Origin of the sequence: Paenarthrobacter sp. CC6 (genome assembly GCF_040560085.1) — a bacterium.
Lineage (GTDB): Bacteria > Actinomycetota > Actinomycetes > Actinomycetales > Micrococcaceae > Arthrobacter > Arthrobacter nicotinovorans.
The window spans coordinates 423,867-448,850 of sequence record NZ_JARDAN010000005.1 but is presented as its reverse complement, the minus strand read 5'-3'; the positions used below and the strand labels follow the sequence as shown (position 1 = coordinate 448,850).

The 24,984-nt window shown below is 63.7% G+C and carries 23 protein-coding genes; 14 read left to right on the top strand and 9 right to left on the bottom strand.

Annotated elements, in window-relative coordinates; translation table 11 throughout:
* The first annotated feature begins 8 nt into the window (after positions 1 to 8).
* Positions 9 to 803 carry a triose-phosphate isomerase family protein gene (locus PV760_RS04525; protein WP_354627247.1) on the top strand — a complete coding sequence of 265 codons (795 nt, stop codon included), beginning with the start codon at positions 9 to 11 and terminating at the stop codon, positions 801 to 803.
* Here PV760_RS04525 and PV760_RS04520 read toward each other — a convergent pair.
* A complete protein-coding gene (locus tag PV760_RS04520) occupies positions 790 to 4,413 on the bottom strand; it encodes a TM0106 family RecB-like putative nuclease (RefSeq protein WP_354627246.1) in 3,624 nt (1,207 codons plus the stop codon). The two genes, PV760_RS04525 and PV760_RS04520, sit on opposite strands and share 14 nt — an antisense overlap.
* A 109-nt stretch (positions 4,414 to 4,522) precedes the next feature.
* Here PV760_RS04520 and PV760_RS04515 point away from each other — a divergent pair, with 109 nt between their 5' ends.
* The 3 genes from PV760_RS04515 to PV760_RS04505 all read left to right on the top strand — a co-directional run bounded on the left by PV760_RS04515 (position 4,523) and on the right by PV760_RS04505 (position 8,052).
* Positions 4,523 to 4,978 carry a nucleoside deaminase gene (locus tag PV760_RS04515; protein WP_026267077.1) on the top strand — a complete coding sequence of 152 codons (456 nt, stop codon included), beginning with the start codon at positions 4,523 to 4,525 and terminating at the stop codon, positions 4,976 to 4,978.
* Between the two features lie 101 nt (positions 4,979 to 5,079).
* Entirely contained in the window at positions 5,080 to 5,514 is a 435-nt protein-coding gene (locus PV760_RS04510; RefSeq protein WP_018777131.1) for a CBS domain-containing protein, read from the top strand.
* Between the two features lie 99 nt (positions 5,515 to 5,613).
* Complete coding sequence (locus PV760_RS04505; protein WP_354627245.1) at positions 5,614 to 8,052, top strand: Tex family protein; 2,439 nt, start codon at positions 5,614 to 5,616, stop codon at positions 8,050 to 8,052.
* Between the two features lie 110 nt (positions 8,053 to 8,162).
* Here the strand turns inward: PV760_RS04505 and PV760_RS04500 are convergent, their stop codons facing one another.
* Genes PV760_RS04500 through PV760_RS04490 form a run of 3 tightly spaced genes read right to left on the bottom strand, consistent with a single transcriptional unit; the run spans position 8,163 to position 10,516 of the window.
* Positions 8,163 to 9,182 (bottom strand): alpha/beta hydrolase, encoded by a 1,020-nt coding sequence (locus tag PV760_RS04500; protein ID WP_018777133.1) that lies wholly within the window; start codon positions 9,180 to 9,182, stop codon positions 8,163 to 8,165.
* Positions 9,179 to 9,571, bottom strand: a complete 393-nt coding sequence (locus PV760_RS04495) for a DUF1622 domain-containing protein (RefSeq protein ID WP_055974461.1) — start codon at positions 9,569 to 9,571, stop codon at positions 9,179 to 9,181. The genes PV760_RS04500 and PV760_RS04495 overlap by 4 nt, the downstream gene beginning before the upstream one ends.
* Positions 9,572 to 9,601: 30 nt before the next feature.
* Positions 9,602 to 10,516 (bottom strand): MSMEG_6728 family protein, encoded by a 915-nt coding sequence (locus PV760_RS04490; protein ID WP_354627244.1) that lies wholly within the window; start codon positions 10,514 to 10,516, stop codon positions 9,602 to 9,604.
* Positions 10,517 to 10,599: 83 nt separating this feature from the next.
* Between PV760_RS04490 and PV760_RS04485 the strand changes: the two genes are divergently transcribed.
* The 3 genes from PV760_RS04485 (at position 10,600) to PV760_RS04475 (ending at position 13,062) form a co-directional block, all read left to right on the top strand.
* On the top strand, positions 10,600 to 11,631 hold the full coding sequence (locus tag PV760_RS04485; protein WP_354627243.1) for an adenosine deaminase: 1,032 nt from the start codon (positions 10,600 to 10,602) through the stop codon (positions 11,629 to 11,631).
* A gap of 145 nt (positions 11,632 to 11,776) precedes the next feature.
* The gene (locus PV760_RS04480; protein WP_039240145.1) at positions 11,777 to 12,685 is read left to right on the top strand and encodes a pullulanase X25 domain-containing protein; all 909 of its coding nucleotides are present in this window, start codon (positions 11,777 to 11,779) and stop codon (positions 12,683 to 12,685) included.
* A 92-nt stretch (positions 12,686 to 12,777) separates the two neighbouring features.
* On the top strand, positions 12,778 to 13,062 hold the full coding sequence (locus tag PV760_RS04475) for an acylphosphatase (protein WP_064722033.1): 285 nt from the start codon (positions 12,778 to 12,780) through the stop codon (positions 13,060 to 13,062).
* A gap of 6 nt (positions 13,063 to 13,068) precedes the next feature.
* On the opposite strand, the gene PV760_RS04470 is transcribed toward PV760_RS04475, so the two are convergent.
* A complete protein-coding gene (locus tag PV760_RS04470) occupies positions 13,069 to 13,461 on the bottom strand; it encodes a type II toxin-antitoxin system VapC family toxin (protein WP_018777139.1) in 393 nt (130 codons plus the stop codon).
* Entirely contained in the window at positions 13,458 to 13,724 is a 267-nt protein-coding gene (locus PV760_RS04465) for a type II toxin-antitoxin system Phd/YefM family antitoxin (protein ID WP_039240147.1), read from the bottom strand. The genes PV760_RS04470 and PV760_RS04465 overlap by 4 nt, the downstream gene beginning before the upstream one ends.
* An 87-nt stretch (positions 13,725 to 13,811) precedes the next feature.
* Between PV760_RS04465 and PV760_RS04460 the strand changes: the two genes are divergently transcribed.
* Complete coding sequence (locus tag PV760_RS04460; RefSeq protein WP_354627241.1) at positions 13,812 to 14,414, top strand: TetR/AcrR family transcriptional regulator; 603 nt, start codon at positions 13,812 to 13,814, stop codon at positions 14,412 to 14,414.
* Between the two features lie 77 nt (positions 14,415 to 14,491).
* Positions 14,492 to 15,472 carry an SDR family oxidoreductase gene (locus tag PV760_RS04455; RefSeq protein WP_354627240.1) on the top strand — a complete coding sequence of 327 codons (981 nt, stop codon included), beginning with the start codon at positions 14,492 to 14,494 and terminating at the stop codon, positions 15,470 to 15,472.
* Here the strand turns inward: PV760_RS04455 and PV760_RS04450 are convergent.
* Positions 15,418 to 16,326, bottom strand: coding sequence for a ribokinase (locus PV760_RS04450; protein WP_354627239.1), 909 nt, complete (start codon positions 16,324 to 16,326; stop codon positions 15,418 to 15,420). The genes PV760_RS04455 and PV760_RS04450 overlap by 55 nt on opposite strands.
* 33 nt (positions 16,327 to 16,359) lie before the next feature.
* Positions 16,360 to 17,133, bottom strand: coding sequence for a GntR family transcriptional regulator (locus tag PV760_RS04445; protein ID WP_018777144.1), 774 nt, complete (start codon positions 17,131 to 17,133; stop codon positions 16,360 to 16,362).
* A gap of 136 nt (positions 17,134 to 17,269) precedes the next feature.
* On the opposite strand from PV760_RS04445, the gene PV760_RS04440 reads away from it, so the two are divergent.
* Positions 17,270 to 18,721: an MFS transporter gene (locus PV760_RS04440; RefSeq protein WP_354627238.1), complete on the top strand. Its 1,452-nt coding sequence runs from the start codon at positions 17,270 to 17,272 to the stop codon at positions 18,719 to 18,721.
* Between the two features lie 77 nt (positions 18,722 to 18,798).
* A complete protein-coding gene (locus PV760_RS04435) occupies positions 18,799 to 19,791 on the top strand; it encodes a nucleoside hydrolase (protein WP_354627237.1) in 993 nt (330 codons plus the stop codon).
* 70 nt (positions 19,792 to 19,861) lie between these two features.
* Here the strand turns inward: PV760_RS04435 and PV760_RS04430 are convergent, their stop codons facing one another.
* A complete protein-coding gene (locus PV760_RS04430) occupies positions 19,862 to 20,614 on the bottom strand; it encodes an ArsR/SmtB family transcription factor (RefSeq protein ID WP_026267078.1) in 753 nt (250 codons plus the stop codon).
* 387 nt (positions 20,615 to 21,001) lie between these two features.
* Here PV760_RS04430 and PV760_RS04425 point away from each other — a divergent pair, with 387 nt between their 5' ends.
* The 3 genes from PV760_RS04425 to PV760_RS04415 are packed head-to-tail and all read left to right on the top strand — an operon-like array spanning position 21,002 to position 24,980.
* On the top strand, positions 21,002 to 23,083 hold the full coding sequence (locus PV760_RS04425) for a beta-galactosidase (protein ID WP_354627236.1): 2,082 nt from the start codon (positions 21,002 to 21,004) through the stop codon (positions 23,081 to 23,083).
* Positions 23,074 to 24,054, top strand: a complete 981-nt coding sequence (locus tag PV760_RS04420; protein WP_354627235.1) for an ABC transporter permease — start codon at positions 23,074 to 23,076, stop codon at positions 24,052 to 24,054. The genes PV760_RS04425 and PV760_RS04420 overlap by 10 nt, the downstream gene beginning before the upstream one ends.
* Positions 24,055 to 24,110: 56 nt before the next feature.
* Positions 24,111 to 24,980 carry a carbohydrate ABC transporter permease gene (locus PV760_RS04415; RefSeq protein WP_026267080.1) on the top strand — a complete coding sequence of 290 codons (870 nt, stop codon included), beginning with the start codon at positions 24,111 to 24,113 and terminating at the stop codon, positions 24,978 to 24,980.
* The last annotated feature ends 4 nt before the right edge of the window (positions 24,981 to 24,984 follow it).

Sequence of the window (24,984 nt, the reverse complement as noted above, 5' to 3'; positions counted from 1 at the left end):
CAGCAGCCATGACCTCTCAGGACGCCCTGTACATCGGAGTCAGTACCAAGATGTACATGGGGTACGCCCGCAGCCTCGCGTGGCTGGAGCAGTTGGTGGCAGAAGTGGACGCCCGTCCGGCCCTCGCGGCCGGGCGGGTAGTCCCGTTTGTCATCCCCTCGTTCCCGGTCCTCCCTGCAGCGGCTGCGCTGGTGGCTGACTCGCCGCTGGTCCTCGGCGCGCAGAACTGTGGTTGGTCCGACGGGCCCTGGACTGGTGAGGTAGCGCCGTCGATGCTCGCTGAGCTTGGTGTTGGCCTGGTGGAAATCGGGCACGCCGAACGCCGCCGGCACTTTGCCGAAGACGATGCGGTGGTGGCACTGAAGGTGGGCGCCGCCGTCGGGTCCGGCCTTATTCCGCTCTTGTGCGTTGGCGAGACCGAGGCCTGCGCGCCGGAGGCCGCAGCAGAGATTGTCTTCCACCAGATCAAGGCGGCCGTGTCCGGCGACTGGGCCGTGGCTGCCCGGCTCGTGATTGCGTATGAGCCGGTGTGGGCCATTGGCGCTCCCGAACCGGCCTCGGCCGAATACGTTTCCCAGGTGGTCGGCGCCTTGCGGGAGGCTTTGGCGCAGCACGCTTTGCCGGGCCTTCCCGTGATCTACGGGGGCTCGGCGAAACCCGGCCTCCTGCCCCGACTTACGGGTGTTTCCGGCCTCTTCCTTGGCCGCTTCGCGCACGACGCAGCGAACTTTGGCCGTGTCCTGGATGAGGCCCTGAGTTTTTGTACAGCAGACGCCCTTAAGACGTCCTCTAAAGGGCAGTAAGTGTACAAAAACTCCGCTGGCAGAGGGCCACGAAGCCGCCCAGGTTTTCCAGTCCTTCCGGATGTGTCGGCAGGTAGTTGGTCAGTTCGGGAGAACGCACGACGACGGCCCGCCACTGTCCGCGGGAGACCGCCACGTTGATCCGGTTGCGTGAGAGCAGGAACTCCATGCCGCGAGGGACTTCTCCGGCGGCGGATGCAGCCATGGACACGATGACCACGGGAGCTTCCTGGCCTTGGAACTTGTCCACTGTCCCTACCCGGACCTTGTTCAGGCCGGCAGCGTGGAGTTCATGCTTGATGAGCTGTACCTGCGCGTTGTAGGGCGCGACCACCAGGATGTCGCTCTCGTCCAGGGCACGGCCCTCCAAAGCACGGCCCTCCGGGGATGGGCTTTTCGGGGAGTGGGAGGGGTCGTGCCATGTCAGGCCGAGGTGGGCCTGCACTTGCCGGAGGACTTCCGCCGCTTCCTCGGCTGAGGATGTCGAGTTCCCGGTGTGGTGGACGTAAACGCACGAAATTCCCGGGCCGGCACCTTCCAGCCAGCGCTCTGAGGCTGCGGGTGCCGCTTCCAGCCGGGAGTCGTACGAGAGCTCGGACACGGCACTGCACAGATCCGGATGCATGCGCCATGACAGCGCCAGGAAGTAGCCAAGCTCAGCCGGCAATGTGTTGTATCCGTCGGATAACCAGCCCAGTGCTGACTCGTCAACGGGCTCAGGGTGCGTCCCCTGAGTGACCTGCGGGAGCTGCTGGGGATCACCCAGCAGGAGGAGCCGCTTGGTTGCCCGGCTGACGGCCATGGTATTGGCCAGGGAGAACTGGCCTGCTTCGTCGATGACCAGCAGGTCCAGGGCTCCCGCAGGGACCTCCTTGCCCACCATGGCCCAGGCTGTGCCGCCGATCAGGGCACCGCCGGGCATGGACAACGCCTCCGCCACGTCGGCCTTCCCGCACCCGTTCCACGGCACGGGGTCGTTGTGTTTGACCTCTTTGGCCACCCGCATCGGGTCCACCCCGGCCTTCTCCACGGCGGCGCACAGCATGTGCTCGACCACGGCGTGTGATTGTGCCACGACGCCGACCTTCCAGCCCTCGGCCACGAGCCGGGCCAAGACGTGCGCGCCAACGTAGGTTTTTCCACTCCCCGGAGGGCCCTGGACCGCCAGGTAGGAATGGTCAAGGTCCTTCACTGCGGCGGTAATTGCGTCAATGTATCCGTCGGGCCCGGACCCAACAGCGGGCAGTGCGTCGAGGCTGCGCAGCCTGGGTGGTTGTCGGCGGACCAGATCCAGCGCCGCGTCCTTGGGCCATGTGGGCAACCCGTCCCGGAGCTTGGTGGCCAAAGCTGCCAGCGCTGCCCTCTGACCGTTCGTCGGAATGGGGCTGTCAGGGGTCAAGGCCATGGGCAGTTGGGTGAACTCCGTGGAGTCCTTGCGGAGGCTTTCGGCGATGACGACTGACTCGAAGTCCCCGTCTTCGCCCACTTCGGTGACCTTCGTGTTGCTCCAGCCGGCGCGGCCGAGAACTGATGATTCCTTCGCTGACAGGGCCTCCGGCAGCGGGGAGCCGTACATCCTGAAGTAGCTCTTGCCCGGATCCAACCCCGCACCGTCACCGGAACGTCCAAGCAGTTTGACGATCCGGACCGGGTTGCTGCGGGGCGTTGGCCTGGCCCAGTCCTGCAGCAACTCGGCATGGTCCACGATGAACAAGTCACGGGCGTCGTCCCATTGGGAGGTGGGTTTCTCAAGACGATCGAAGTGGCCCCACCAATGCTGCTTGTCTTCACGCCGGTGGTAGCCGACACCCGCTGCGACAATGCGGATGGCCAGGGCATCCGGAGTGGCTCGTTCGGCCTCCGGGAGCCCGGCGAGGTAGTCGAACAGTGCCGTCTCTTCGGGTGCGGCCTCGTACCTGTTCGCGTCCCGGTCTTTCGGGTTCCCTGGCTGCGTGTCACCGGTCTCGTCGCGGAACGATCCGGGAGTGATGGAGCGTTCCGCCGCCCGCGCAAGCAACCAGTTGCGCAGTTCCAGCGTGGAGAGGCAGTCGTACTCGTTGTAGTCCCGGATACCTTCCAGGATCTCAGCGGCTACGGCAGCCTGTCCGGTGTCCCGGGCCGTACAGAAATCCGCATAGGCCACCACGGACGCGCCAGCGTCGGTCACGTCACCGGAGCGGAGGTGCTGGCCCATGTACAAGGGCTCAAGTTTCTTGATGCTGTAGGAGTTCGAGGAAATCCGGATACTGTGCCGTACGGTGTCGTAAAGGTCCACGAGGACGCCTTCGCGCAGGAGGTCGTCGACGGCGGTTTCACCCACCACATGTGTCAGGGAAAGATTACGCAGTGCAGTTTTTTCGTAAGCAGCGTAGTGGTAGATATGCATGCCCGGATATTGTGCGCGGCGCTTGGCGACGTATTCCAGGAAGTCCACGAACGCCTGGCCTTCCTCCGTCCGGGAGTGCGCCCAGAAGGGACGGAACACCGGAGATGCGCCGGGCTCAACAGGGTTCTCCACGACACCGAACAGGTATTCCAGGCCCCATTTTCCGGTAGCTGGATCCTGCCACAGGGGGTCGCCTTCGAAATCGAAGAAGATGTCGCCGGGGTCCGGCGTCGGGAGGCGTCCCAGCGTGTTGTCAGCCAGCACGTTGTAACTGATTGCTTTGGCTTCTCCGGACGCGTCCGTGTACTCGACAGTGCCGTCCGGGGTCCCGGTTCCCGTTTGGAGCCTCGCCTGTTCCCGGAGCCGCAGCAGGGTGGGATCGCCCGTGGCCGGCAGGGCGGCCAACTGGTCGATGGTGGTGACGCCGTCCTCGATCAACTTCTTGCGTCTGCTGATACGCATGCCCGCGACCATGAGCAGATCCCGGTGCAGCTGGACCTGCTCCGCGCAGTAGTCGCAGCGGCCACACGCAGAGTACCGGGGGTCGCCCCAGGCAACCGGTTCGCTGCCTGAACGGTGCGCAGCGGTCATTCCGAGGAACCGTTCGCGGCGTTCCTTGAACACGGGCAGGATTTGGGAAAGCGGATGATCGCTCTGGACCCGGTTGCCCAGCACCAGGGTGACCTGGGGGTCCGGTGTGATGCCGGCCTGAATGAGTTGGTCCCCATAGGCGGCCAGCTGCAGGAGGGCTGTGACTTTGGCGTGGCGCGCCAGCTTGGTGTCGAACACTGCATACTGACCGCCTGGCCGCTTGACCAGGAAGTCGGATCGACCGTGGAACGTGCCATCAAAGAAGGCGGCCTGGAAAACGACATCCGCACCGGCACGCAAGGCATCGAGGGATTCCGCATGCTTGGCCCTCAGCGTGCCGCGGTCCATCGCAGTGGCGGGAACGACGTCGTAAACCCCGGTTCCCGTGGCCGGGTCCCACTGGCCGAACCGGTCCACGAATTCCTCCAGAACCCGGTGTTCGTGGACGTCGCCGAGTGCCGCAGTTCGTTCCAGCATGGCATCGGCAGGGAAATCCGGCTTCGGAGTGCGGCCCAGTTTTTCGTCGAGCTTGCGGAGCAATTGGTACTCGCAGGTAGCCGCGATCACCAGATCGCTGGCCGAGAAGACCAGATCCTGCGGGGCGCCTGCCGGCTCCGGATCGAGAAAGAACACCGCGGGCCACCTGCCTTCCTTGCTGTGAATACCCTTGCAAGCCAAGCTATCAGCGGGCCCCGACAATATAGCCCGGCAATGTAGCCTCCCTCCGATTTAGACTGCACCCATGACCGAAACAATGCCCACAGCAGATCCCGCGTTCGAAGCCGCCTACCAAGCCGCGCAGAAGAGCCTCAACGAGGGCGGAATCCCCATCGGAGCCGCCTTGGCGAGGGCCGGAGAAGTCATAGCAAGCGGGCATAACGAGCGCGTCCAGCACGGCGACCCCATTGCGCATGGGGAAATGTCGGCACTGCGTGCGGCCGGCCGGCAAAAGAGTTACCGCGACACCACCCTGTACACCACCCTTGCCCCGTGCGCGATGTGCACCGGGACCATCATCCAGTTCAAGATTCCGCGCGTGGTGGTTGGTGAGGCCGAGACGTTTCCGGGCGAATTCGAGCTCCTGCGCTCACGAGGCGTGGAGGTCATTGTGCTGGATGACCAACGCTGCGTGGACATGATGCGCACCTTCCAGGATGAGCATCCGGAACTCTGGGCCGAGGACATCGCGGAGGACTGAAATCCTTCTGGTCACGGCTACTTGGCGGGCGTAGTCTGGCATCATCGGCGTTGGAGCCGAAGGGCCCCGCGTCGATAATCCCAATCGATGAAGGAGGACCCATGAGTGCCGTGCGTGAATTCATGACGACGAATGCCCAGTGCATCGCCGAGGACAAGACTCTCCAGGAAGCCGCCGTGCTGATGAGGGACCTGGACTGCGGTTCGCTTCCCATCTGCGGCAATGACGGCAAGCTCACCGGCTTCATCACGGACCGCGACATCGTGGTCAAGTGTTTGGCCGAGGGCAAGGACGCCCGGCAAGTCCTAGCCAGCGAGCTCGCCGGCGGCAAGCCCTACTGGGTGGACGCCGATGCCAGCGTTGACGACGCCGTGGCCATGATGGAGGAGCACCAGGTACGCCGCCTGCCCGTCATCAGCGACCACAAACTGGTGGGCATCATCAGCCAGGGTGACATTGCCCGCAACCACTACGCCGAGCAGCGCCTCGGCGAAATGGTGGAGCACATCTCCGCCAAGGAGCACATGGCGCACTAAACCACGCCGGAGGGCAAGGCCAGCTGCCGCGAGGCACTCCCGCCACGGGAACGCCTCGCGGCCCGTTCCCACAGGCAAGCCCTCGTGAGGCAAACTGTCATGGTGACTTCAAATCTCCAACACCAGTCAGCCGACTCCGCCATCCACGCACAAATCGCAGAAGAACTCGGCGTCAAAGCCTGGCAAGTCAAGGCCGCGGTGGAACTGCTCGACGCCGGATCCACCGTCCCCTTCATCGCCCGCTACCGCAAGGAAGTCACCGGGACGCTCGATGACACCCAGCTGCGTGACCTCGAAGAGCGCCTCAGATACCTTCGTGAGCTGGAAGAACGTCGCAAGGCCGTCCTCGAGGCGATTGCCTCGCAAGGCAAGCTGACCCCGGAACTGGAGGCCGCCGTCGTCGGGGCCGATACCAAAGCCCGGCTCGAAGACATCTACCTTCCCTTCAAATCCAAGCGGCGCACCAAAGCGCAGATCGCCCGCGAAGCCGGTCTCGAGCCCTTGGCCGACGTCCTTCTCGCCAACCCGCAGCTGGACCCCGCCGCCGAAGCCGCCAAGTACTTGAACAGCGAGCACTCCATCGAGGACGCCGCCACGGCGCTCGCCGGTGCCCGTGCCATTTTGGTGGAGCGCGTCGGGCAGGACCCGGACCTCGCCGAGGACCTCCGGGAACGCCTGTGGAAGCAAGGCCGCATGGTCTCCCGCGTCAAGAAGGGCATGGAGGCCGAGGGCCAGAAGTTCAAGGACTATTTCGAGTTCACGCAGGTGCCGTCCGGGATGCCGTCGCACCGCGTGCTTGCCCTGCTGCGAGGCGAGAAGGACGGCGTCCTTGAGCTGGATCTCGCCGAAGCAGACCCGGCCGACGACGACGCCCTGGCCGCCGCCCGCGGCAAGTACGAGAACGCTGTGGCCAAGTGCCTCGGCGTCGCCAACCAGGGCCGTCCCGCCGATGCTTGGCTGATGCAGACGGCTCAGCTCGCCTGGCGTGGCAGGATCCTGGACCGCCTCACCACGGATCTTCGCGGCCGCATGTTCGCTGACGCAGAGGACGAGGCTGTGCGCGTCTTCGCGGCCAACCTTCGCGACGTCCTGCTCGCCGCCCCGGCCGGCAACCGGGCCACCCTGGGACTGGACCCGGGTCTGCGGACGGGTGTGAAAGTGGCTGTGGTGGACGGCACCGGCAAGGTGGTCACCACGGACACGATCTACCCCCACGCTCCCGCCAGGAAATGGGACGAAGCCTTGGCAACCCTGGGCCGGCTCGCCAAGCAGCACAACGTGGAACTCGTGGCGATCGGCAACGGAACGGCATCCCGTGAGACGGACAAGCTTGCCACCGAGCTGATCAAGTCCCTTGAAGCTGCCGGCTCCAAGGGGATCCAGAAGCTTGTTGTCTCCGAGGCCGGGGCTTCTGTTTATTCAGCATCTGCCTTGGCGGCTTCGGAACTTCCCGGGATGGACGTTTCGCTGCGTGGCGCTGTGTCCATCGCACGGCGCCTCCAGGACCCCTTGGCGGAACTGGTGAAGATCGAGCCAAAGTCCATCGGCGTGGGCCAGTACCAGCACGATGTCACTGCCGCGAAGCTGGACCGGTCCTTGGATGCGGTGGTGGAGGACTGCGTGAACGCCGTGGGCGTGGATGTGAACACCGCCTCGCCTGCGTTGCTGAGCCGCGTGGCCGGCGTCGGGCCGTTGCTGAGCGAAAACATCGTGGCCTACCGGAACGAGAACGGTCCGTTCGCCAAGCGCAGCGACCTCAAGAAGGTTCCCCGTTTGGGGGCCAAGGCGTTCGAACAGTGCGCCGGCTTCCTCCGGATCACCGGGGGAGCGGAGCCCCTGGATGCCTCCAGCGTGCACCCCGAAGCGTATTCCGTGGCCCGCAAGATCCTGGTGGCAGCCGGCGGGGGTCCCGCCACGGCGCTGGATCCGCAGGCGTTCGTTGACGGTACCTTCGGCCTGCCGACGGTCAAGGACATCATGTCCGAACTCGAGAAGCCCGGCCGCGACCCCCGTCCGGCGTTCAAGGCGGCGTCGTTCTCCGAGGGCATCGAGAAGATCTCCGACCTCAAGCCGGGCATGATCCTGGAAGGTACGGTCACCAACGTTGCCGCGTTCGGCGCTTTTGTGGATGTCGGGGTGCACCAGGACGGTCTGGTGCACGTCTCGGCCCTTTCCAACAAGTTCGTCTCTGATCCGCGCGAAATCGTGAAGTCCGGCCAAGTGGTCCGCGTCAAGGTGCTGGAGGCCGACCCGGAGCGCAAGCGCATTTCCCTGACGCTCAGGCTCGACGACGAACCCGGCTCTGCGGGTGGCCGCACCTCGGGTGGGCGTGCAGCAGGAGGGCGCGACTCGGGCGGTCAGCCGGGCCAGCGGGGCGGCGGCCAGTCGGGTCAGCGCGGCGGTCAGCCGGGCCAGCGGCAAGACCAGGGCAGCCCGCAACAACGCAACCCGCGTCAGGGCAAACCCCAGCAGACCCCAGCAGCTCCGGCCAACACCGCCATGGCTGAGGCCTTGCGCCGGGCGGGGCTTGGCAAGTAGGCCTGCCGCCTACGGATCCCCGCGTGCTGCCCTCGCTGGCGTACCCTCCGTGCTGCTGCGGGCTGCATGGCCCACTGCAGCGGGCCAACAACGGCGTGACCGGGCGCGGGCTACAAGCCCGCAGTCCTGGCTTCCCACTCCATGGCGTCGGCCGGTTGCAGGGCCATGGGCAGCCAGCGGCCGATGCGCTCAAACGCTTCCCTGCGGATGGGTTCCGGGGAGAGGAAGATGTCGTGGAAGGCGTTCGGCAGCCGGCTCACTGTGACTGTGTCCGCCAGGGACAGGGCACGGTGGGCCACGGCGTCCACGTTCAGTGCCACGTCCGCAGTGAGCGCATCGGCGGACCACTTCGGTTGCAGGTAGCTCTTGTCGGAGAGCAACACGAGCACGGGTGTGTCGATGCCCAGACCTGCGGCGACTGTTGCCTGGCCGCGGAACACAGCGTCCAGGAATGCCGGCGTGATGGGGAATCCCCGGTCGGGGCGCCAGTCGAGGTTGTAGTCCCATTCGCCGTCGAGGGCTGCTGAGACTGCACGGGTGTAAATTCCCGGATCCACGGGCGGCAGCGGCGCCAGCGGGTGGAGCCGGGCATGGAGACCCACAAGCGGCGCAATCGCGCGGCGGCCAAGTTCGGTGGCCTGGAACTCCAGCCACGGGCTGTTGAGGACCAGTGCCGAGGCCATACCGGGATGGCGGTGCGCCCAGAGGCTTAGTGTCAGCCCGCCGGTGGAGTGTCCCAGCAGGATGAGTGGACGGTCTTCACCCGGCGCACCTGAACGCCCCATGGCGTCCAAGGCGGCCGCGATGTCGGCGTCGTAATCCGTGAGGTTGGTGACGAACCCCGGTACCAGTCCAGGCCGCAGGCTGCGGCCGTAGTTATGCAGGTCCAGGGCGTAGAAGCGCGCCCCGGCCCGGTGCCAGAATTCGGCGAGGTGGCGTTGGAAGAAGTAGTCGGACCAGCCATGAACGTAGAGGACGTCTGCGTCGAGGCCAACGCCCTCCGGAGCATCGAGCCATTGCGGACCGGAACCGACGTAACGCACCAAGGTGGCGACAGCGTCGCCGTCGAGCTTCAGCGTTTGCTGTTCAAAGCCTTCGCCAAGAATGTCCGGTCCCCACGGCTGCGTCATGCATCCGATCGTAGCGGCTCGGCGGCGTCCGGGCTTTTTTCCTTCTGCCACGGCCAGCGGCCGGTTATTTCCAGCTCGAGCGAAAAGCTGAGGAAGGTCCGGATGAGCACGATGATCGCCAGGACGCCGACACTCTCGAAAGTTGGCGTCACCGCGACGGTACGGATGATGTCCGCCGCCACCAAGAGCTCAAGGCCCAACAGGATGGAGCGGCCCAGCAACTGCCGGTAGGCCCGGTACGGGGTGAACGGTGCCAAGCCCCTGGCCCGTTCCGGCTGGTAGCCGCGCAGGGCCATGGGGATGGAAACCAAAGCTCCAACCACCATGACGGCCACCCCCGCAGCATCCATGTACCTGCCAACGGCCTCAATGATGTGCTGGAAATCCATGGCCCTCCCTGCCTTGGTGGAAACGTGCCGCTACTGCGCGGGTGTCGGGACCGGGAAGAACACCCGGGGATCCTGCAACAGCGCCGGGTAGTCGAAGTCGGAGCGTTTGATCACGCTGGTGACCTCGAAGTTGCGTGCGAAGCGGCCGTTCACGGTGATGGGGCGCCCATGGATAAGGCCGACGGCGAAGGTCTGGCCGCCGTCGAACGGGACGGCCAGTTCGGTCTTGCCGGGCAGGGTGTTGAACGCCTGCTCCTGGGCCTGGCGCTTGCGCGTGGGCTTCTTCTCAAGCTGCTTCACCGGGCGCTTCTTGGGGCCCTTCACTTGCCGCCGCGACTTTTCCTCGGCGTAGACGAACTGGTACTCGTCGGGGTCTGCCGGCGCCGTGGAACGGGCCTTGCCATGCGGAGGCATGCTGACGGTGGTGAGCTCTTCGGGACGAAGATCCTCGACGTTGGAGCGCAGGATCCACAGGCTGTCCTCTTCGGGATCTTCCGGGTGGAACTCATGCTTGGGCTCCGGCCACACGTATTCCAGCTTTTCCTCGGTACCCGGGAAGATCTGTGTGTAGTGCTTGGGGTCCTTGCTGATCAGTTTTGAACGGTGGCTGAGGTGCAGGTCCTCGTGTCCCAGCCACGGCGGCATGATGATCCTGGACGCGTAGTCCGGGTGGGCGGCCTGCGGTGCGAACTCCGCGATGTTGGTGCGGGTGTTGTCCGGGTGGCCGCGTTCCATCCATTCGTCGGCCATGGCCAGGCCATACATGGTGAGTGCCGGAACGTGGCCCATCCACATGCGGACCGCCGGGTGGGACTGCCAGCCGTACTCCGGGATCACCAACGCGCGGAGGACCTGGAGTGCTTCGACGCGCTGTTTGCCGAGCCTTGACGTGTCGAGTGCCGCAGCGCTCTGACGGAAATCGGCGAAAGGGAGGAAAGTCTGCATCCTTTCAGTTTGAGGGTGCCGGGCGTGAGAACCAAGTTGAGTGCTCCGGGACACGTGCCCGTGTTCGGGCCTAGAGTTGCAGGGTGGAAACTATTGGCGAGAAAACAACCACCCCGGCACCCCCGGTTGCCGAACTGCACCTGCACATCGAAGGGACCCTCCAGCCAGAGCTGATCTTTGCCCTGGCCGAACGCAATGGCATTGAACTGCCCTATGAAGACATCGAAGAACTGCGCGGGAAGTATGAATTCTCCGACCTGCAGTCCTTCCTGGACCTCTATTACGCAAACATGGCCGTCCTGCAGACCGAACAGGATTTCACGGACATGACCCGCGCCTACCTGGAGCGCGCCGCCGCCGGAGGAGTACGGCACGCGGAAATCATGATGGACCCCCAGGCCCACATCTCACGCGGAGTGGCCTTGGAGACCTGCGTCAACGGCGTGGCCAAGGCCCTGGCAACATCGGAAGAGGACTTTGGTGTCTCCACCCTCCTCATTGCCGCCTTCCTGCGGGATATGTCCGAGGAATCCGCGCTGGAAGTGCTGGACCAGCTCCTTGCCATGCATGCTCCCATTGCTGGCATCGGCCTGGACTCGGCCGAGGTGGGCAATCCGCCGTCGAAATTTGAGCGCCTGTACCAGCGCGCAGGCGAGGCCGGGCTGCGAAGGATCGCCCACGCCGGCGAGGAAGGCCCCGCCTCCTACATCACGGAGGCGCTGGACGTGTTGCATGTTGAGCGGATCGATCACGGCATCCGGTGCATGGAAGACACCGACGTGGTGCAGCGGTTGGTGGCCGAGCAGGTGCCCCTGACGGTCTGCCCCCTGTCCAACGTCCGGCTTCGCGCCGTGGACAAGCTTGAGGACCACCCGCTTCCCGAAATGCTGGCGATCGGCCTGAACGTCTGCGTCAACTCGGACGACCCCGCCTACTTTGGCGGGTACGTGGACGATAACTTCGGGAAGCTGGTTGAGGTCCTGAAGTTCTCGGTGCCCGAGCAGGCTACCTTGGCTGCCAATTCGATCCGGTCATCCTTCGCCAGCGAGGCGTGCAAGACAGAGCTCCTGGACGAGGTCACAGAGTGGGTCAAATCATCGGTGACGCGGGCCTGAACCGCTCCAGCCGAGACCCGTAGATCACTTGCGGCGATTGTGATGTCACACTCAGTCACGACACACGGTGTTTACCAACTGCAGTCGCGGGAATTAACAATTCATTGGCAAACTGCAAGGGAATAACCACCGTAGAAGGAGAAGCATGGGCGCGAACACCGCCGAGAACACCAACCTTCGTCTGAAGGCCGTCCTGGACATCCTCGCAGAGGGCGTATGGTCCGGGGCAACGCTGAACGCCGGCGAAGTGCTGGCCGAAGCGACTGCGCGCGTTCCTTTCAACGACCACGAGGCCGAACTGCTCAGTGGCGGAATTCCGCGCGGCCACAAGACGCTCACCTCCGCCTCGGCCAAGTTGGTCAAGGCCGGCTGGCTGGTCAAGGGACGTTCGGGCTGGACCATTCCCGAGGACGGCTTGCGTGCGACGGTCGCGTTCGGCGACGTTGCAGCTTTTGCAGCAGCGCTCGACGCCGGAACGCCGGTACCAGCCGACGTCCCGGTTCCCACCGCGCCGCCGGTGAAGCCCCAGGCGAAGAAGGCAGCGGCGACCAAGCGTGCTGCTGCGAAGAAAGTGACCGCACCCAAGGAAGCGGCCACCGACGTGGCCGAGCCGAAGGTTGCCGCCGCCAGGGTGTCGGCCCCGAAGGCCACTGCCACCAAGGCTGCCGCGGCGAAAGCCGCACCTGCTGCAAAGAAGGCCACCACGCGCAAGGCGCCGGCCAAGGGCAAGGCGGCCACCGCCGTCGAGACGTTGCCGCAGCCGGACGCCGTCGCGATTGCCGGGGACTTCAACAAGATCCTTGGCGCCCCCGAGGATTGGGCGCCGCAGTATGACGAAGCCCAGATGACGTTCAACCCGTTGGTCCAGGTATGGACGCTGACGGCTGAACTGCCTGCCGGCTTCTACACCTACAAAGTGGCCCTGAACCGCTCGTGGGACGAGAACTACGGTGCGTTCGGCGTCCGTGACGGCGCCAACCACGAGTTGAACCACGACGGCGGCACGGTCACCATCACCTACAGCCACGAAACGCGCGACATCGTGATCGGCTAGCTTGTTTGCTGCTGGATCCCGCCCTTGTCAGGCCCGCACGCCCTTATACGGTGAACGGGCCGGACGAGGGCGGGGCTGGTTAAAGTGGAGCCATGACTGACGGGACCTTTCGGCTCACAGCCCGCATCACCGGCATCGTCCAGGGGGTGGGCTTCCGCTACTGGACTGCCCGGAAGGCCGACGAACTCCTGCTGACTGGGACGGTCCGCAATGATCACGACGGCTCCGTCCGGTTGCTTGCCGAGGGTTCGGCAGCCGACGTTGACCGCCTCGTGAAGTGGCTCCAGTCCACGCAGGCGCCGGGCCACGTTGAGAAGGTGGCTTTCGAACTCTCCGACGGTACAGGGGAGTTCGATGACTTCCGGATCGTGGGGTAGGTCTGGCTAGGTTCCGGGCGACGTGGTCGTGAGCCCGGATTCCTTCGCGGCCAAGCACAGTTCCTGGTCATAGGCCACCACGGAGTCCACTTGAAGCCGGATGGCGGTTGCCAAGTGAATGGCGTCTGCGCTCCGAAGTTGCCTGGGCAGCGCTGAGGCATACATTAGATCCGAACGGGTGACATCAACAAGGTTGAGGCCGGCAAGGACGTCGTTGACTTGGTCAAAGGGAAGGCTGCGTCGGCGTGCAGCGCAGTGAAGCTCGGTGTAGAGGAGCATGGAAGCCACCAAGTGACCTCCAGCTAACCGGACTCCCTGGAGATGCGCGGCCAGAGCTTCAGATTCCTGCTCATCCACAACAAGCTTAAGAATCGCGGAGGTGTCCGCGTAAACGATCACCGGTCCCCGCGGAGGTCAGCCAGGATGTCGGCCGTGGTCATATCGCTGCTGACACGCGCCACAAGGCGGAAGTCCACGGGTGACTCGATCGCAGGCCGGATGCTTCCTGCTTGGAGCAATCGTTCAAAGGGCGAAGCGGATGGCGGAATGAGGGTGGCCGCGACCTGGCCGTTATTGGTGACGTCGATGACTTCGCCATTCTTGACGCGTTCCAGAATCTTGCTGCTCTGGTTGCGCAGTTCCCGGTGGGGAATAGTTGTCATGATGATCCTCCGTAGCAATCGTAGCAACTGTAGCACCTAACCCGGCTGTTTGTGGAAGTAATATATAGACTGGTCTATTATCTAGATATGTCTTCTTCATACCCCAAGGGAATCGCAACCCGGCAGCGTTTGGTCGAGTCCATGCTTGATCTGGTCCAACTTCACGGCTATCACGGAACCGGACTCAACACTGTCCTGGCCCGGTCCGGTGCTCCCAAAGGCTCGCTCTATTTCCATTTCCCCGAAGGGAAGACGGGGCTCGGCGTTGCCGCCGTGGCGCTGGCCGGCGATCACTTCGGAGAACTGATTGGCAAGGCCACGACGACGGCCACCTCACCTGCGGCGGTAGTGGACGCACTCATTGCCGAACTCAAAAACATCCTGGAAACCAGCGATTATCAGGCAGGTTGTCCCGTTTCCTCCGTCGCCTTGGACGCGGCATCGGAGAATGAGCCGCTGAGGGAGGCGTGCAGCCGCGTCTACGACGGATGGATCCAGGCCGTATCCGGCTACTTGTCCACGTTCGGGGTGGAAGAGGGAAACGCCCATAGCCTGGCGACATCGATCATTTGCCTGGTGGAGGGCTCGCTCATCCTGTCCCGCGCCCACAAGTCCACCCAGCCAATGGACGCAGCCGCCGGGACGCTCAAAACATTGCTGGCAGCAACCCAGGCCGGAACAGGCGCATGAGCCTCCGCCATGCCCTCGTTTTCGGAGCCACGGGCCACATCGGGCAGTGGCTGGTGCGGGAACTCCTGCACTAGGGGGTGACCGTCACAGCCGCGGTGCGCAGCGAAGATTCCTTCCACCGGCTGGCGGACTGGCTCGCGCGTCACGATGCCGACGGCACCGCAAAGCACGTGCTCGTGAACTTCAACGACGCCGGCTTGGGTGTTGATCCTGGGTCGGACGAATTCCGGACCGTGACTGAAGTCCACAATGTCGCCGGTGCGTTCGCGTTTGGCATGACGGCCGATGATGCCTACTCCGCGAACGTGACCAGCGCAGAACGCGTGGTTCGTTTCGCCTCGCAGCTGCCGGCGCTGACCAGGCTGGTCCATCTGTCCGGCTACCGGGTGGGCGGCCAAGACCCGAACGAGGTGCCGTGGGACGACTCGCGCCGCGCCAGGGAATACAAACACCTGGGCGCCTATGAAGGCTCCAAGGTGGAGTCCGACGCCGTGGTGCAAGCGACAGCGCGTTCCCTGGGCGTCCCTTTCACCGTGGTCAATCCGGCCTCCGTGATCGGAGATTCCGTCAACGGCGAGTCGCAGCAGGGTCTGGGCCTCGCGGCGAGCGTCATGGACCTCTCCCGTGGAAAGCTGCCCGCACTGCCCGGGAACAACCGCACGTTCGTCCCCGTGGTGACTGTGGACTACCTGGCGTCATTCATGGCGCTGGTCCCCATCACATCCGAGGCGGAAGACGCCTCGTACTGGGTGCTCGACGACGCCACGCCGCCGTTGCCGGAACTGTTGCGCATGCTCGGGAAGCACCTGAAGGTCAGGGTCCCGTGGTTGAGAATCCCCAGTGCTCTTCTGAAGAGTCTCCCGCCCAAACTCACCGGCGCGGATCCGGAGACGTTGTCGTTCCTCTCGGAAGAGCGGTATCCCACCGCGGCGGCGCTCGCCTTGGCTGAGGCACACGGATTGCATCATCCGCCTGTGGAGACTGCCCTGAAGCGGTGGGCGGATTACTTGGTGGCGGCGGAACCCGCTGCATCAGGCAAGCGCGTCGCCTCAATGTAGTGTTCCAATGACTGCAAGGCGGGCTGGGACGAGGCATCGCGGACAGCGTCAGCGCCCACGGCGTTGGCTACGGCCAAGGCATGGCTGTGGTCCAAGCCGGATTGCAAGGCAAGGACCAGGGCTGCGCAGAAGGCGTCGCCCGCGCCGATGGTGTTGGCGATGTCCGTCACCTTTACCGCCGGAGCCTCGGCGACGCGTTCGCCGTCGACGAAGATTGCCGAGCCCTCGCCGCCGTAGGTCACCGCGACCAGCGGCGCATTCTTGAGGGCGGGGATCAGCTCATATTCGGTTTCGTTCACGATTACCAGATCGCAGCGCTCCAGGAGTTCCGGCAGGATCGGCGCAGCCGGTGCGGCGTTGAGTGCGAAGAATCCCGGTGCGCGGCGGGCAGCTTCCAGAACCACGTCCTGGTCCACTTCGAGCTGGCACAGCAGGGCTTCTTCTTCGCCGAATGACACCCCGTCCAAGGCCACTGAGCCGTTGGCGCCGGGGCACACCACAATTTGGTTTTCGCCGTCGCTGTCCACCAGCACCAAGGCAGTTCCCGTCGCCGCTTCCACGCGGGCAACGCTGTGGATGTCGACGCCGGCACCGGCCATTGCGTCCAGAAGTGTCCGGCCGGCGTCGTCCTGGCCAACGGCCCCCACCATGCGGGAGCGGCCGGAAAGCCGGGCCGCAGCAACTGCCTGGTTGGCGCCCTTCCCACCGGGCTGCTGGCGGAGGACTGCTCCACCGACGGTTTCACCGGGGGAGGGCAGCCGGCTGGCCGTTGCCGTGATGTCGAGGTTGATGCTGCCCACCACCGTGAGCGTGGAGCTGGAAATGGGCGCGGAAGAGTGCAGGGGAGTGCTCATGGAAGGTCCTTTTTGGAAGAAGTCAGCTGAATGTCAGGAGGACTGGATGACGGAGAGGTGGCCGGCTTTCGCGGCTACGAGGCATTTTGCGAGGTAGAACGGGGAGCCGTTCCGGCGCACGTACTGGGTGAGGACCAGCACCGGATCAGAGGGGCGCAGTCCCAGCAGCTTTGCACGGCTTGGCCCGGCCGTACTGAGGCTGATCTCGCATTCGCCGGGTCCCAGGGAAGCGCCGGGTAGTCCGCTGAGCACCTCCAGGAGTGTGGACGCGGAAAGCGTGGGCGCCTCTGCGGCCTCGGCGAGTTGGTCGGCTTCGGGAATTCTCTGTGCAACGTTTTCCTGGAGGTGGGCCACGGGCTCGCCGTTGCGGATGAGCACGCTCTCCCAGAACCAGACGTCCTCATCGGGCTCCACTCCGATACCCGGCGCAACGAACTCCGACGCCGGTTGTTTGATGGCTGCCACGCGCTTGACCTGGATGTCCTGGTCCGGCCCGCCAAGGAGTTGATCGAACGGGCGGATGTGTTCAATGCCGATCCTGGGCAGTGAATCAGCCACGAACCGTCCGACTCCACGGCGTGCCCGGGTGAGGCCGTCTTCTTCCAGCAACATCAACGCTTCCCGGATCACGGTGCGGCTGACGTCCATCATGGTGCCCAGCTCGGTCTCGGTGGGGAGCAGCGAACCCGGCGGCAGGATCTTTGTCCGGATCGCCTCTGCGATGCGCGAGTACGCGGCAACACGAAGGGGCTGCCCGGGCTGGGTAGCTATGGGGCGGGACAGGAACTGGACGGCTTTGTCGGTCAAGGGAGGCCTCACTTGGAATGGGTTACCGACACTGTACCGGATGAATGTGACAGGTTGCACAAGCTCGTAATACATGCTTGTATAACAACTCACATCTCGTGGCGCCGCCCCGCGCCCCTGGACAAAGGAGTTTGATGTGAACATCCCCACCGCCACAGGCCAGCAGGCTGCAGACGTAGACCCGCAAACCCCGGCCGACGATCTTGACGCCCCCGATGAAGGCAGGGTGCACGGCAAAGCTGCCGCACTGCTGATCACCACCCTGGTCCTGGCCGTCCTGGCGTTCCAACTCAATGCCAGCATGATCACCCCCGCACTGCCGCATATCGGCTCCTTCTTCGGCGAGACCCCGGAAGCCGTCGCACAGGTTCAATCCATGTTCTTCCTCGCCGGCGCCATCTCCGGTCCTGTGATTGGCCGGTGGAGCGACTTCATAGGCCGCCGCAACGCATTGCTGCTGGTGCTGGCCATCATGGGCGCCGGAACCGTGTTGTGCATCTTCGCCCCGACCTTGCCGCTGCTGGTAACGGGCCGCTTCATGCAGGGCGTCTCCAGCGCGATCTTCGCTCTCTCCTACATCGTCTTGAACGAGTACCTGCCCGCCCGGCTCTTCGGCACCTCCATTGGGATCATTGCCGCCATCAACGGTGGAGTTGGTGGCGTGGACGGCTACTTCGGCGGGCTCATGGCCGAGACCCTGGGCTTCCAGTCGATCTTCGTCGCCGTGCTGGTGCTGGCAGCCATCGCCGTCGTCTGTGTCATCAAGGTAGTCCCGGGCGGTAGGTCCAGCGTGGCTCCGGGCCGGATGGACTGGTGGGGAGCGGGTTCCCTGTCCGTGTTCCTGGTGTTCATCACCTACTTCGTGTCCACGGGTTCCTCTGCCGGCTGGACTTCACCGGCAGCCCTCGGACTGCTGGCCGGCAGTGTTGCATCGTTCACGGCCTTCTGGCTCATCGAGAAAAAGCGCGAAACCCCATTGGTTGCAGTCCACCACCTCCGTTCCCGCCAGGTGTGGCCCGTCATCGCCACCACCGTGCTGACACTTGCGGGCATCTTCGCCATCATCAACTTCACCGTGGTATTGCTCAGCCAGGACAAGGACAACGGCTTCGGACTGTCCGCGTCGGTGGCAGCCCTGCTGTTCCTCACCCCTGCAGCACTGATTGGCGTGTTCGCCGCTCCGCTGGCCGGCTGGATCGCCGACCGCCGCGGTTGGATCAAGACCGTCCGTGTAGGCACCGCAACCAGCCTCGCCTGCGCGATCATCGCCGCCCTGTTCGCCCACAACCAGATCGCGGTCCTCATCGCCATCGCCGCCTTGGGTATCTTCTACAACGGATTCTTCCTCACTGCCATCAACGGCCTGTCCGTCCTGCTCTCGCCCAAGGAAGCACCCGCAGCGCTGCCGGGCATCAACGGCGCCTCCTTCGGCATCGGGGCGAGTCTCGGCGTCGTGGTTGTTGCGCCGTTCGCAGGCCAAGGCACCGCCGCCGGGTACTCTGCTGCCCTCTGGATTTCGGTGTCCATCACTGCCTTGGCGTTCATTGTCAGCCTGTTCATCGCCGCGCCGAAGGGCGAAAAGATCTAACGCGCGACGCCGGTCCGCCGGTTCGCGCGGACACCCAGCAGAACCCCCATCACCGCTACACCTGAAACGAGAGACCTGTGAACCAGCCTGCACCCTTCTTCCTTGACTGCGATACCGGCATCGACGACGCCCTCGCCCTCGCCTACCTCCTGGCCTCACCCAAGGCCGAGCTCGTAGGAATAGGGACCGTGAGCGGCAACGTCAGTGCAGCCGGCGGCGCCCGCAACACCCTGGACCTGCTGAACCTTGCGGGCCACCCGGACATCCCCGTGGCAGTCGGCGCGCACGATCCCCAGGTGGGCACCTTCCATGGGGGCGCTCCGCACGTCCATGGCGACAACGGCATCGGCGGCGTGGACCTGGCTCCGTCCGACCGCGAACCGGTGAAGGCCACGGCTGCCGAACTGTTGGTCCAGTTGGCCCACCAGTACGCCGGGGAGCTGCGGTTGGTGGCCATCGGCCCGCTGACCAACATCGCCGAAGCGTTGCGGCTGGAACCGAAGCTGCCTGAGCTTATTGCCGAGGTGACCATCATGGGCGGCGCTGCGCTGGCACCGGGAAACATCTCTCCTGTGGCCGAAGCCAACATCGCCAACGACCCCGAGGCCGCAGCCGAGGTCCTGGCCGCGGACTGGAACGTGACGCTGGTTCCCCTGGATGTCACCATGACCAACGTCCTGGAGGAAAACCACCGCCAGGAGCTGCTGTCCACCGAACACCCGGTGTCCCAGGCCTTGGGGGAGATGCTGGGCTACTACTTCGGCTTCTATATCGACATTTTCGGACGGGCCTGCTCGGCCATGCACGATCCCCTTGCCGCCGCCATCGCCGTCAGGGGAGTAGAACCCACCCTGGCCCCGACCGTCCGGGTCCAAGTGGACACCACCGACGGCCCGGGCCGGGGCCAGACGGTCTGCGATCTCCGAGGACAGTACGCCGGGTTCCCGGAGCAGCGCGGCGCGCGATGCCGCGTCGTCCTGGAGATCGACGAGGATTTCGCTCCCCATCTGCTGGGCACCCTGCAGGCGGCTTGGCTCAGCGAAGAGCAGGTAGCACAGCCCGTCGCCTGACGGGCGGGAGACTGAGGTATCGACGACGACGGCGGCAGCGGCCCGCCGTCGTCGTCCTTCTTTAAGGGGCTTATGCGTACATCAGCGAACCGGGCGTGGTGAGCTTTTCCCCGGTTTCCAGCCAGGTTTTCAGGCCGGAGAGGATCATGGGCCAGCCGCCGTAGAGCTGGTCGTTCGCGCCTTCGCGGAGTTGATCGTGCGTGACCGTAAGGTGGCAGGAATCCCCGACAGGTTCGATTTCCCAGGTGATCCGCGACGTCCCCTCGGCCTTGACGTCCTCGCCCCACAGCGCCGTCATGGTCTGGACGAGCCTGCGTGGGGGATCGACCTCGATGTTCTCGCCTTCACCCAGCGGCGCGTCCGCTTTGGGGTTGCGCATCTCGAAGCGGCTGCCCGGCGTCCAGTCCGATGTCAAGGTGTTCCCGAACTGGTATTTGCTGCGGATATCGCTGTCGGTGATGGCCTCCCAAAGCTTTTCCGGCGTGGTCTTGATGTAAATCTCGAAGATCTTTTCCATGGGACTTTCCAATCTGGATTTGAGGTCGCTGAGGGCAGCGGCCCATGGTTCTGCGTATTTACTCACCCAGCGATCGTGGATGAGGCGGATGGGGACCGGATTCAGGAAGTGCAGCTTCTCGCGTCCTCGACGGCGGACAACCACCAACCCGGCATCCTCAAGCAGTTTGAGGTGCTTTGCGATGCCGAAACGGGTCATCTCGAACCGGGCTCCGAGGGCGGTGGCAGATTGGCCATCCGCGCGGAACAACTCGTCCAGGAGTTCCCTGCGGGTGGGGTCAGCCAAGGCCTTGAACACGGCGTCCATGGGATCAGGATAGGTGACCTTTTGGTCACGTGTCAACGGATTTTCGTAGGGAGAGGCGAGATCGCGGGTGCTCGGTCGAGTTCGCTGAACATCCCCTGGTCGCTCGCAGGCCTCCCGCGAATTCAAGACAGTTGTTAACAACCTCCGAAAGTTTCCGAACTATTGTCGAAACAAGCCTGCTCGTTTCAAAACTATTCCGCGATTTCGAATCAATTACTCGAGGCCATACGCCCGAAAGCCGTACTCGAACCCAGATTTCAGGCCTCTAAGTTACTTGCGAGTTTCGGATACTGGACTGTTGTTATTGCTGAAACTTTACGATAGTTTCTCTCTGTGATGTGCGTCGCACTGTAAGTCGGAGCGACGAACCCCGAGTGAAGGACAATGATGACCATCCACCCTGAGGACTTGCGGACCGCAAAAACGCGGCTGCAGCACCTGCATCAGCGATTAGGCGGTATCGCGTACGGCGGGGACTACAACCCTGAGCAATGGCCGCGCGAAGTCTGGTTGGAAGATGCCAAACTCATGCAGCAGGCAGGGGTGAACCTGGTGACGCTTGCGGTTTTCTCTTGGAGCCGCTTGGAAACCAGCGATGGCGTTTTCGACTTTGGCTGGCTGGACGAGGTCATGGATCTCATGCATGAGCACGGCATCGGCGTGGACCTGGCAACACCGGATGCCGTCCCGCCGGCCTGGCTGGTGGAGCAGCACCCGGACATCATGCCGGAACGCCCGGACGGGAGCATCTTCGGATTCGGCTCCCGCCAGCACTTTGACGTGTCACACCCCGTGTATCGGGCCAAGTCGCTGGCACTGGCCGGGCGGATGGGGGAGCAATACGCCAACCATCCGGCGTTGCGAATGTGGCATGTGGGCAACGAATATGGGCCCGTTTCCTACGGACCGTGGGCTGAGAAGGCCTTCCGGGAATGGCTTCAGCGGAAGTACTCCTCACTGGATGAACTGAACGAGGCCTGGAGCACTACCGTCTGGGGCCAGCTCTACTCGGACTGGAACCAGGTCCGGGTCCCGGCCCAGCCCCGAACGTGGTCCAACCCGTCACGGCGTCTGGACTTTCATCGGTTCACGTCGGACAGCATGCTGGAACATTTCAAAGCCGAACGTGACATTCTTAGGCGCCACAGCCCGGACTTGCCGATCGTCACCAACTTCATGCGCTTTTACAAAACCAACGACTACTGGGCATGGGCAGCCGAAGAAGACGCCGCCGCCCTGGACATCTACCCGGACCCGCGGGAAGAAGACGCTCACATCGCGGCTGCCCTGAACTTCGACCTCATGCGCTCCCTCCGCCACGGCCAACCGTGGATGGTCATGGAACAAGCCACGGGCGCGGTCAGCCAGTGGTCCGTGAATGTGTCCAAGCTTCCTGGCAAGATGCGGCTCGGCTCCTACCAAGCCATTGCCCAAGGCGCCGATTCGATCCTCTTTTTCCAATGGAGGCAGGCGAAGGGTGGGACCGAGCGCTACCACTCGGCCATGGTGAACCATGCGGGCCCCAACACCAGGATCTTCCGCGAAGTGTGCGAGCTGGGCCAGGAACTCAAAGCACTGGGCGGGCTGACGGGGACCCGTTCCGCTGCCAAAGTGGCCATTGTCTTCGATTGGGACTGCTGGTGGGCGTTGGAGCTGGGTAACTCCCCCCGCTCGGACCTGAACTACGCGCAGGAAGTATTGCGCTTCTACCGCCCGCTTTTTGACGCCAACATCACTGTTGACTTCGTCAATGCCAACAGCGACCTCTCCGCCTACGGCGTGGTGCTCATGCCGGCGTCGTACCTCCTCACGGACGAAGCCGCTAAGAAGGTCGAAGACTACGTGTCCGAGGGTGGACGCCTGGTGGTGTCCTACCTTTCCGGCATCGTGGACCGCGACAACACCATCCGCCTGGGCGGGTATCCGGGCGCGTTGCGAAATGTCCTTGGTGCCTGGAGCGAGGAGATGCATCCACTGGCAGGGGACGGCGAGCAAGTGAAGCTGACCACGGCCGACGGCGGTACTTTCTCCGCGGATTACTGGACCGAGCACCTGCACGCCGAAACCGCGGAGGTCCTGGCCCGGTACGCGTCCGGTCGCCTGAACGGCGCACCGGCAGTGACGCGCAACTCGTTCGGAAAAGGCTCGGCCGTGTACGTGTCGGCCCGCGTCGACGACGGACTCCTCAAGCAACTTCTCGACGACGAACTGCGGACCGCAGGCGTTGAGCCGGAACTGAAGGCACCCACAGGAGTCCAGATCCGCCGTCGTGCCGGCACCAGCGGCGACGGCACCGCCAAAAGCTTTCTCATGGTGCTGAACCATAATGATGCGCCGTCCCGGGTGGACGTCCTCGACGGCGGCACGGACCTGATCAGCGGTCGTGCGGTTCAGGGGGCGGTTGAGCTCCCTGCGTACGACGTGCTGATCCTCGAAGAACAGCAGGAGAGGCGGGGACCATGGCACTAAGACTGGATGTTCCACCAAAGGTGGTGCCGGGCGACCAGCCAGGCAAAGCGAAGAGGCGGCGTGACAAGCCCGGGAGCTGGAAGCTGGCCTTCAAACGCGATTGGCGACTCTACACGCTGTTGGCGCTGCCACTGCTGTATCTTCTGATTTTCAGATACCTGCCGATGGCCGGCAATGTGATTGCCTTCCGTCAGTTCCAGCCCGGTGGCAGTATCTTCGGGGAGAAGTGGGTTGGCCTCAAGTACGTCACCCTCTTCATCAATGACCCCAGCTTTTGGCAGGCATTCCAGAACACCATCGTCCTGGGTGTCCTGACCCTGGTGTTCTGCTTCCCGATGCCCATCATCTTCGCGCTGATGCTCAACGAATTGAGGTCGCAGAAGTTCAAGAAGTTCGTCCAGACCGTGGCATACCTGCCGCACTTCATGTCCGTGGTGATCATCGCCGGGATGATCCTGCAGAACTTCTCCATGACGGGAACCGTAAACCAGATCGCGGAGTCCCTGTTCGGAACTTCGGTGAACTTCACTCAGGACCCAGGTTGGTTCCGGCCGATGTACATCAGCTCGGAAGTCTGGCAGACCATGGGCTGGGGAGCGATCCTCTACCTCGCCGCGCTCACCAGGGTCGATGAATCGTTGTACGAGGCGGCACGGATCGATGGCGCCAACCGCTGGCAGCAGACCTGGCATGTGACCCTGCCGGCCATCCGACCCTCCATCATCACCCTGCTCATCCTGAACATCGGAACGTTCATGGCTGTGGGTTTCGAGAAGATCCTCCTCATTTACAACCCGCTCAACTACGCAACCTCAGACGTCATCTCCACCTACCTGTACCGGGTAGGCCTGGAATCCAGCAACTTCAGCTACGCGGCCGCGATCGGAATGTTCGAATCCGTCATCGGCCTCACGCTGATCCTCTCAGCGAACGCGATTTCCAAGCGCCTCGCAGGAACGAGCCTGTGGTGAACAAGTCAGCTACTGCCAACAAGGGCGCTGCGGCCCAAGGGGTCCTTTTGAAGAACATGCGGGTTTCCCGCGGGATGCGGATCTTCCGGGCCTTCAACCTGGTGTTTCTGCTGCTCGTGGTGTTCCTGACGATGTATCCGTTCCTGAACATCATTGCCCAGTCGTTCTCCAGTGAAGGCTTCATCAACGCCGGGCAGGTGAACCTGTTCCCGATGGGTTTCAACACGGAGACCTACAAGTTGATCCTGGCCGACTCCACGTTCTGGACCAACTACGGAAATACGGTCCTGTACACAGTGGTGGCAACGGCTATTTCCATGGTGCTGACCACGGCCTTCGCTTACGCCATTGCCAAGAAGGACCTCAAGGGCCGCAGTGTGTTCATCGGCCTGGCAGTCTTCACCATGTTCTTCAACGGCGGCCTGATCCCGAACTACGTACTCATCAGTTCCTTGGGAATGCGGGACACCATCTGGGCGGTGGTGCTGCCAAACGCCATCAGCGTCTTCAACCTGCTCATCATGAAGTCGTTCTTCGAGAATATGCCCCGTGAGCTGGAGGAAGCGGCATCGATTGACGGGCTTACCCAGTACGGGATCCTCTTCCGGGTAGTGCTGCCGCTGAGCAAAGCCATTGTGGCCACCATGGTGCTGTTCTACGCGGTGGCCAACTGGAATTCCTGGTTCCAGGCCTTCCTCTACCTCGACAACCCGGACCTCTTCCCGGTCACCATCTATCTGCGCAACATGATTGCCGGTGTCACCACAGCGGGGTCGGCTGGCGGGACGGCTGAAAACGTCGGGCAGATCGCAGCCAACATCCAGTCGGTCACCATCGTGCTCACCGTCATTCCCATCCTTTGCGTCTACCCCTTCGTCCAGAAGTACTTCTTCTCGGGCGTCATGCTCGGCTCCGTCAAGGAATGAACCT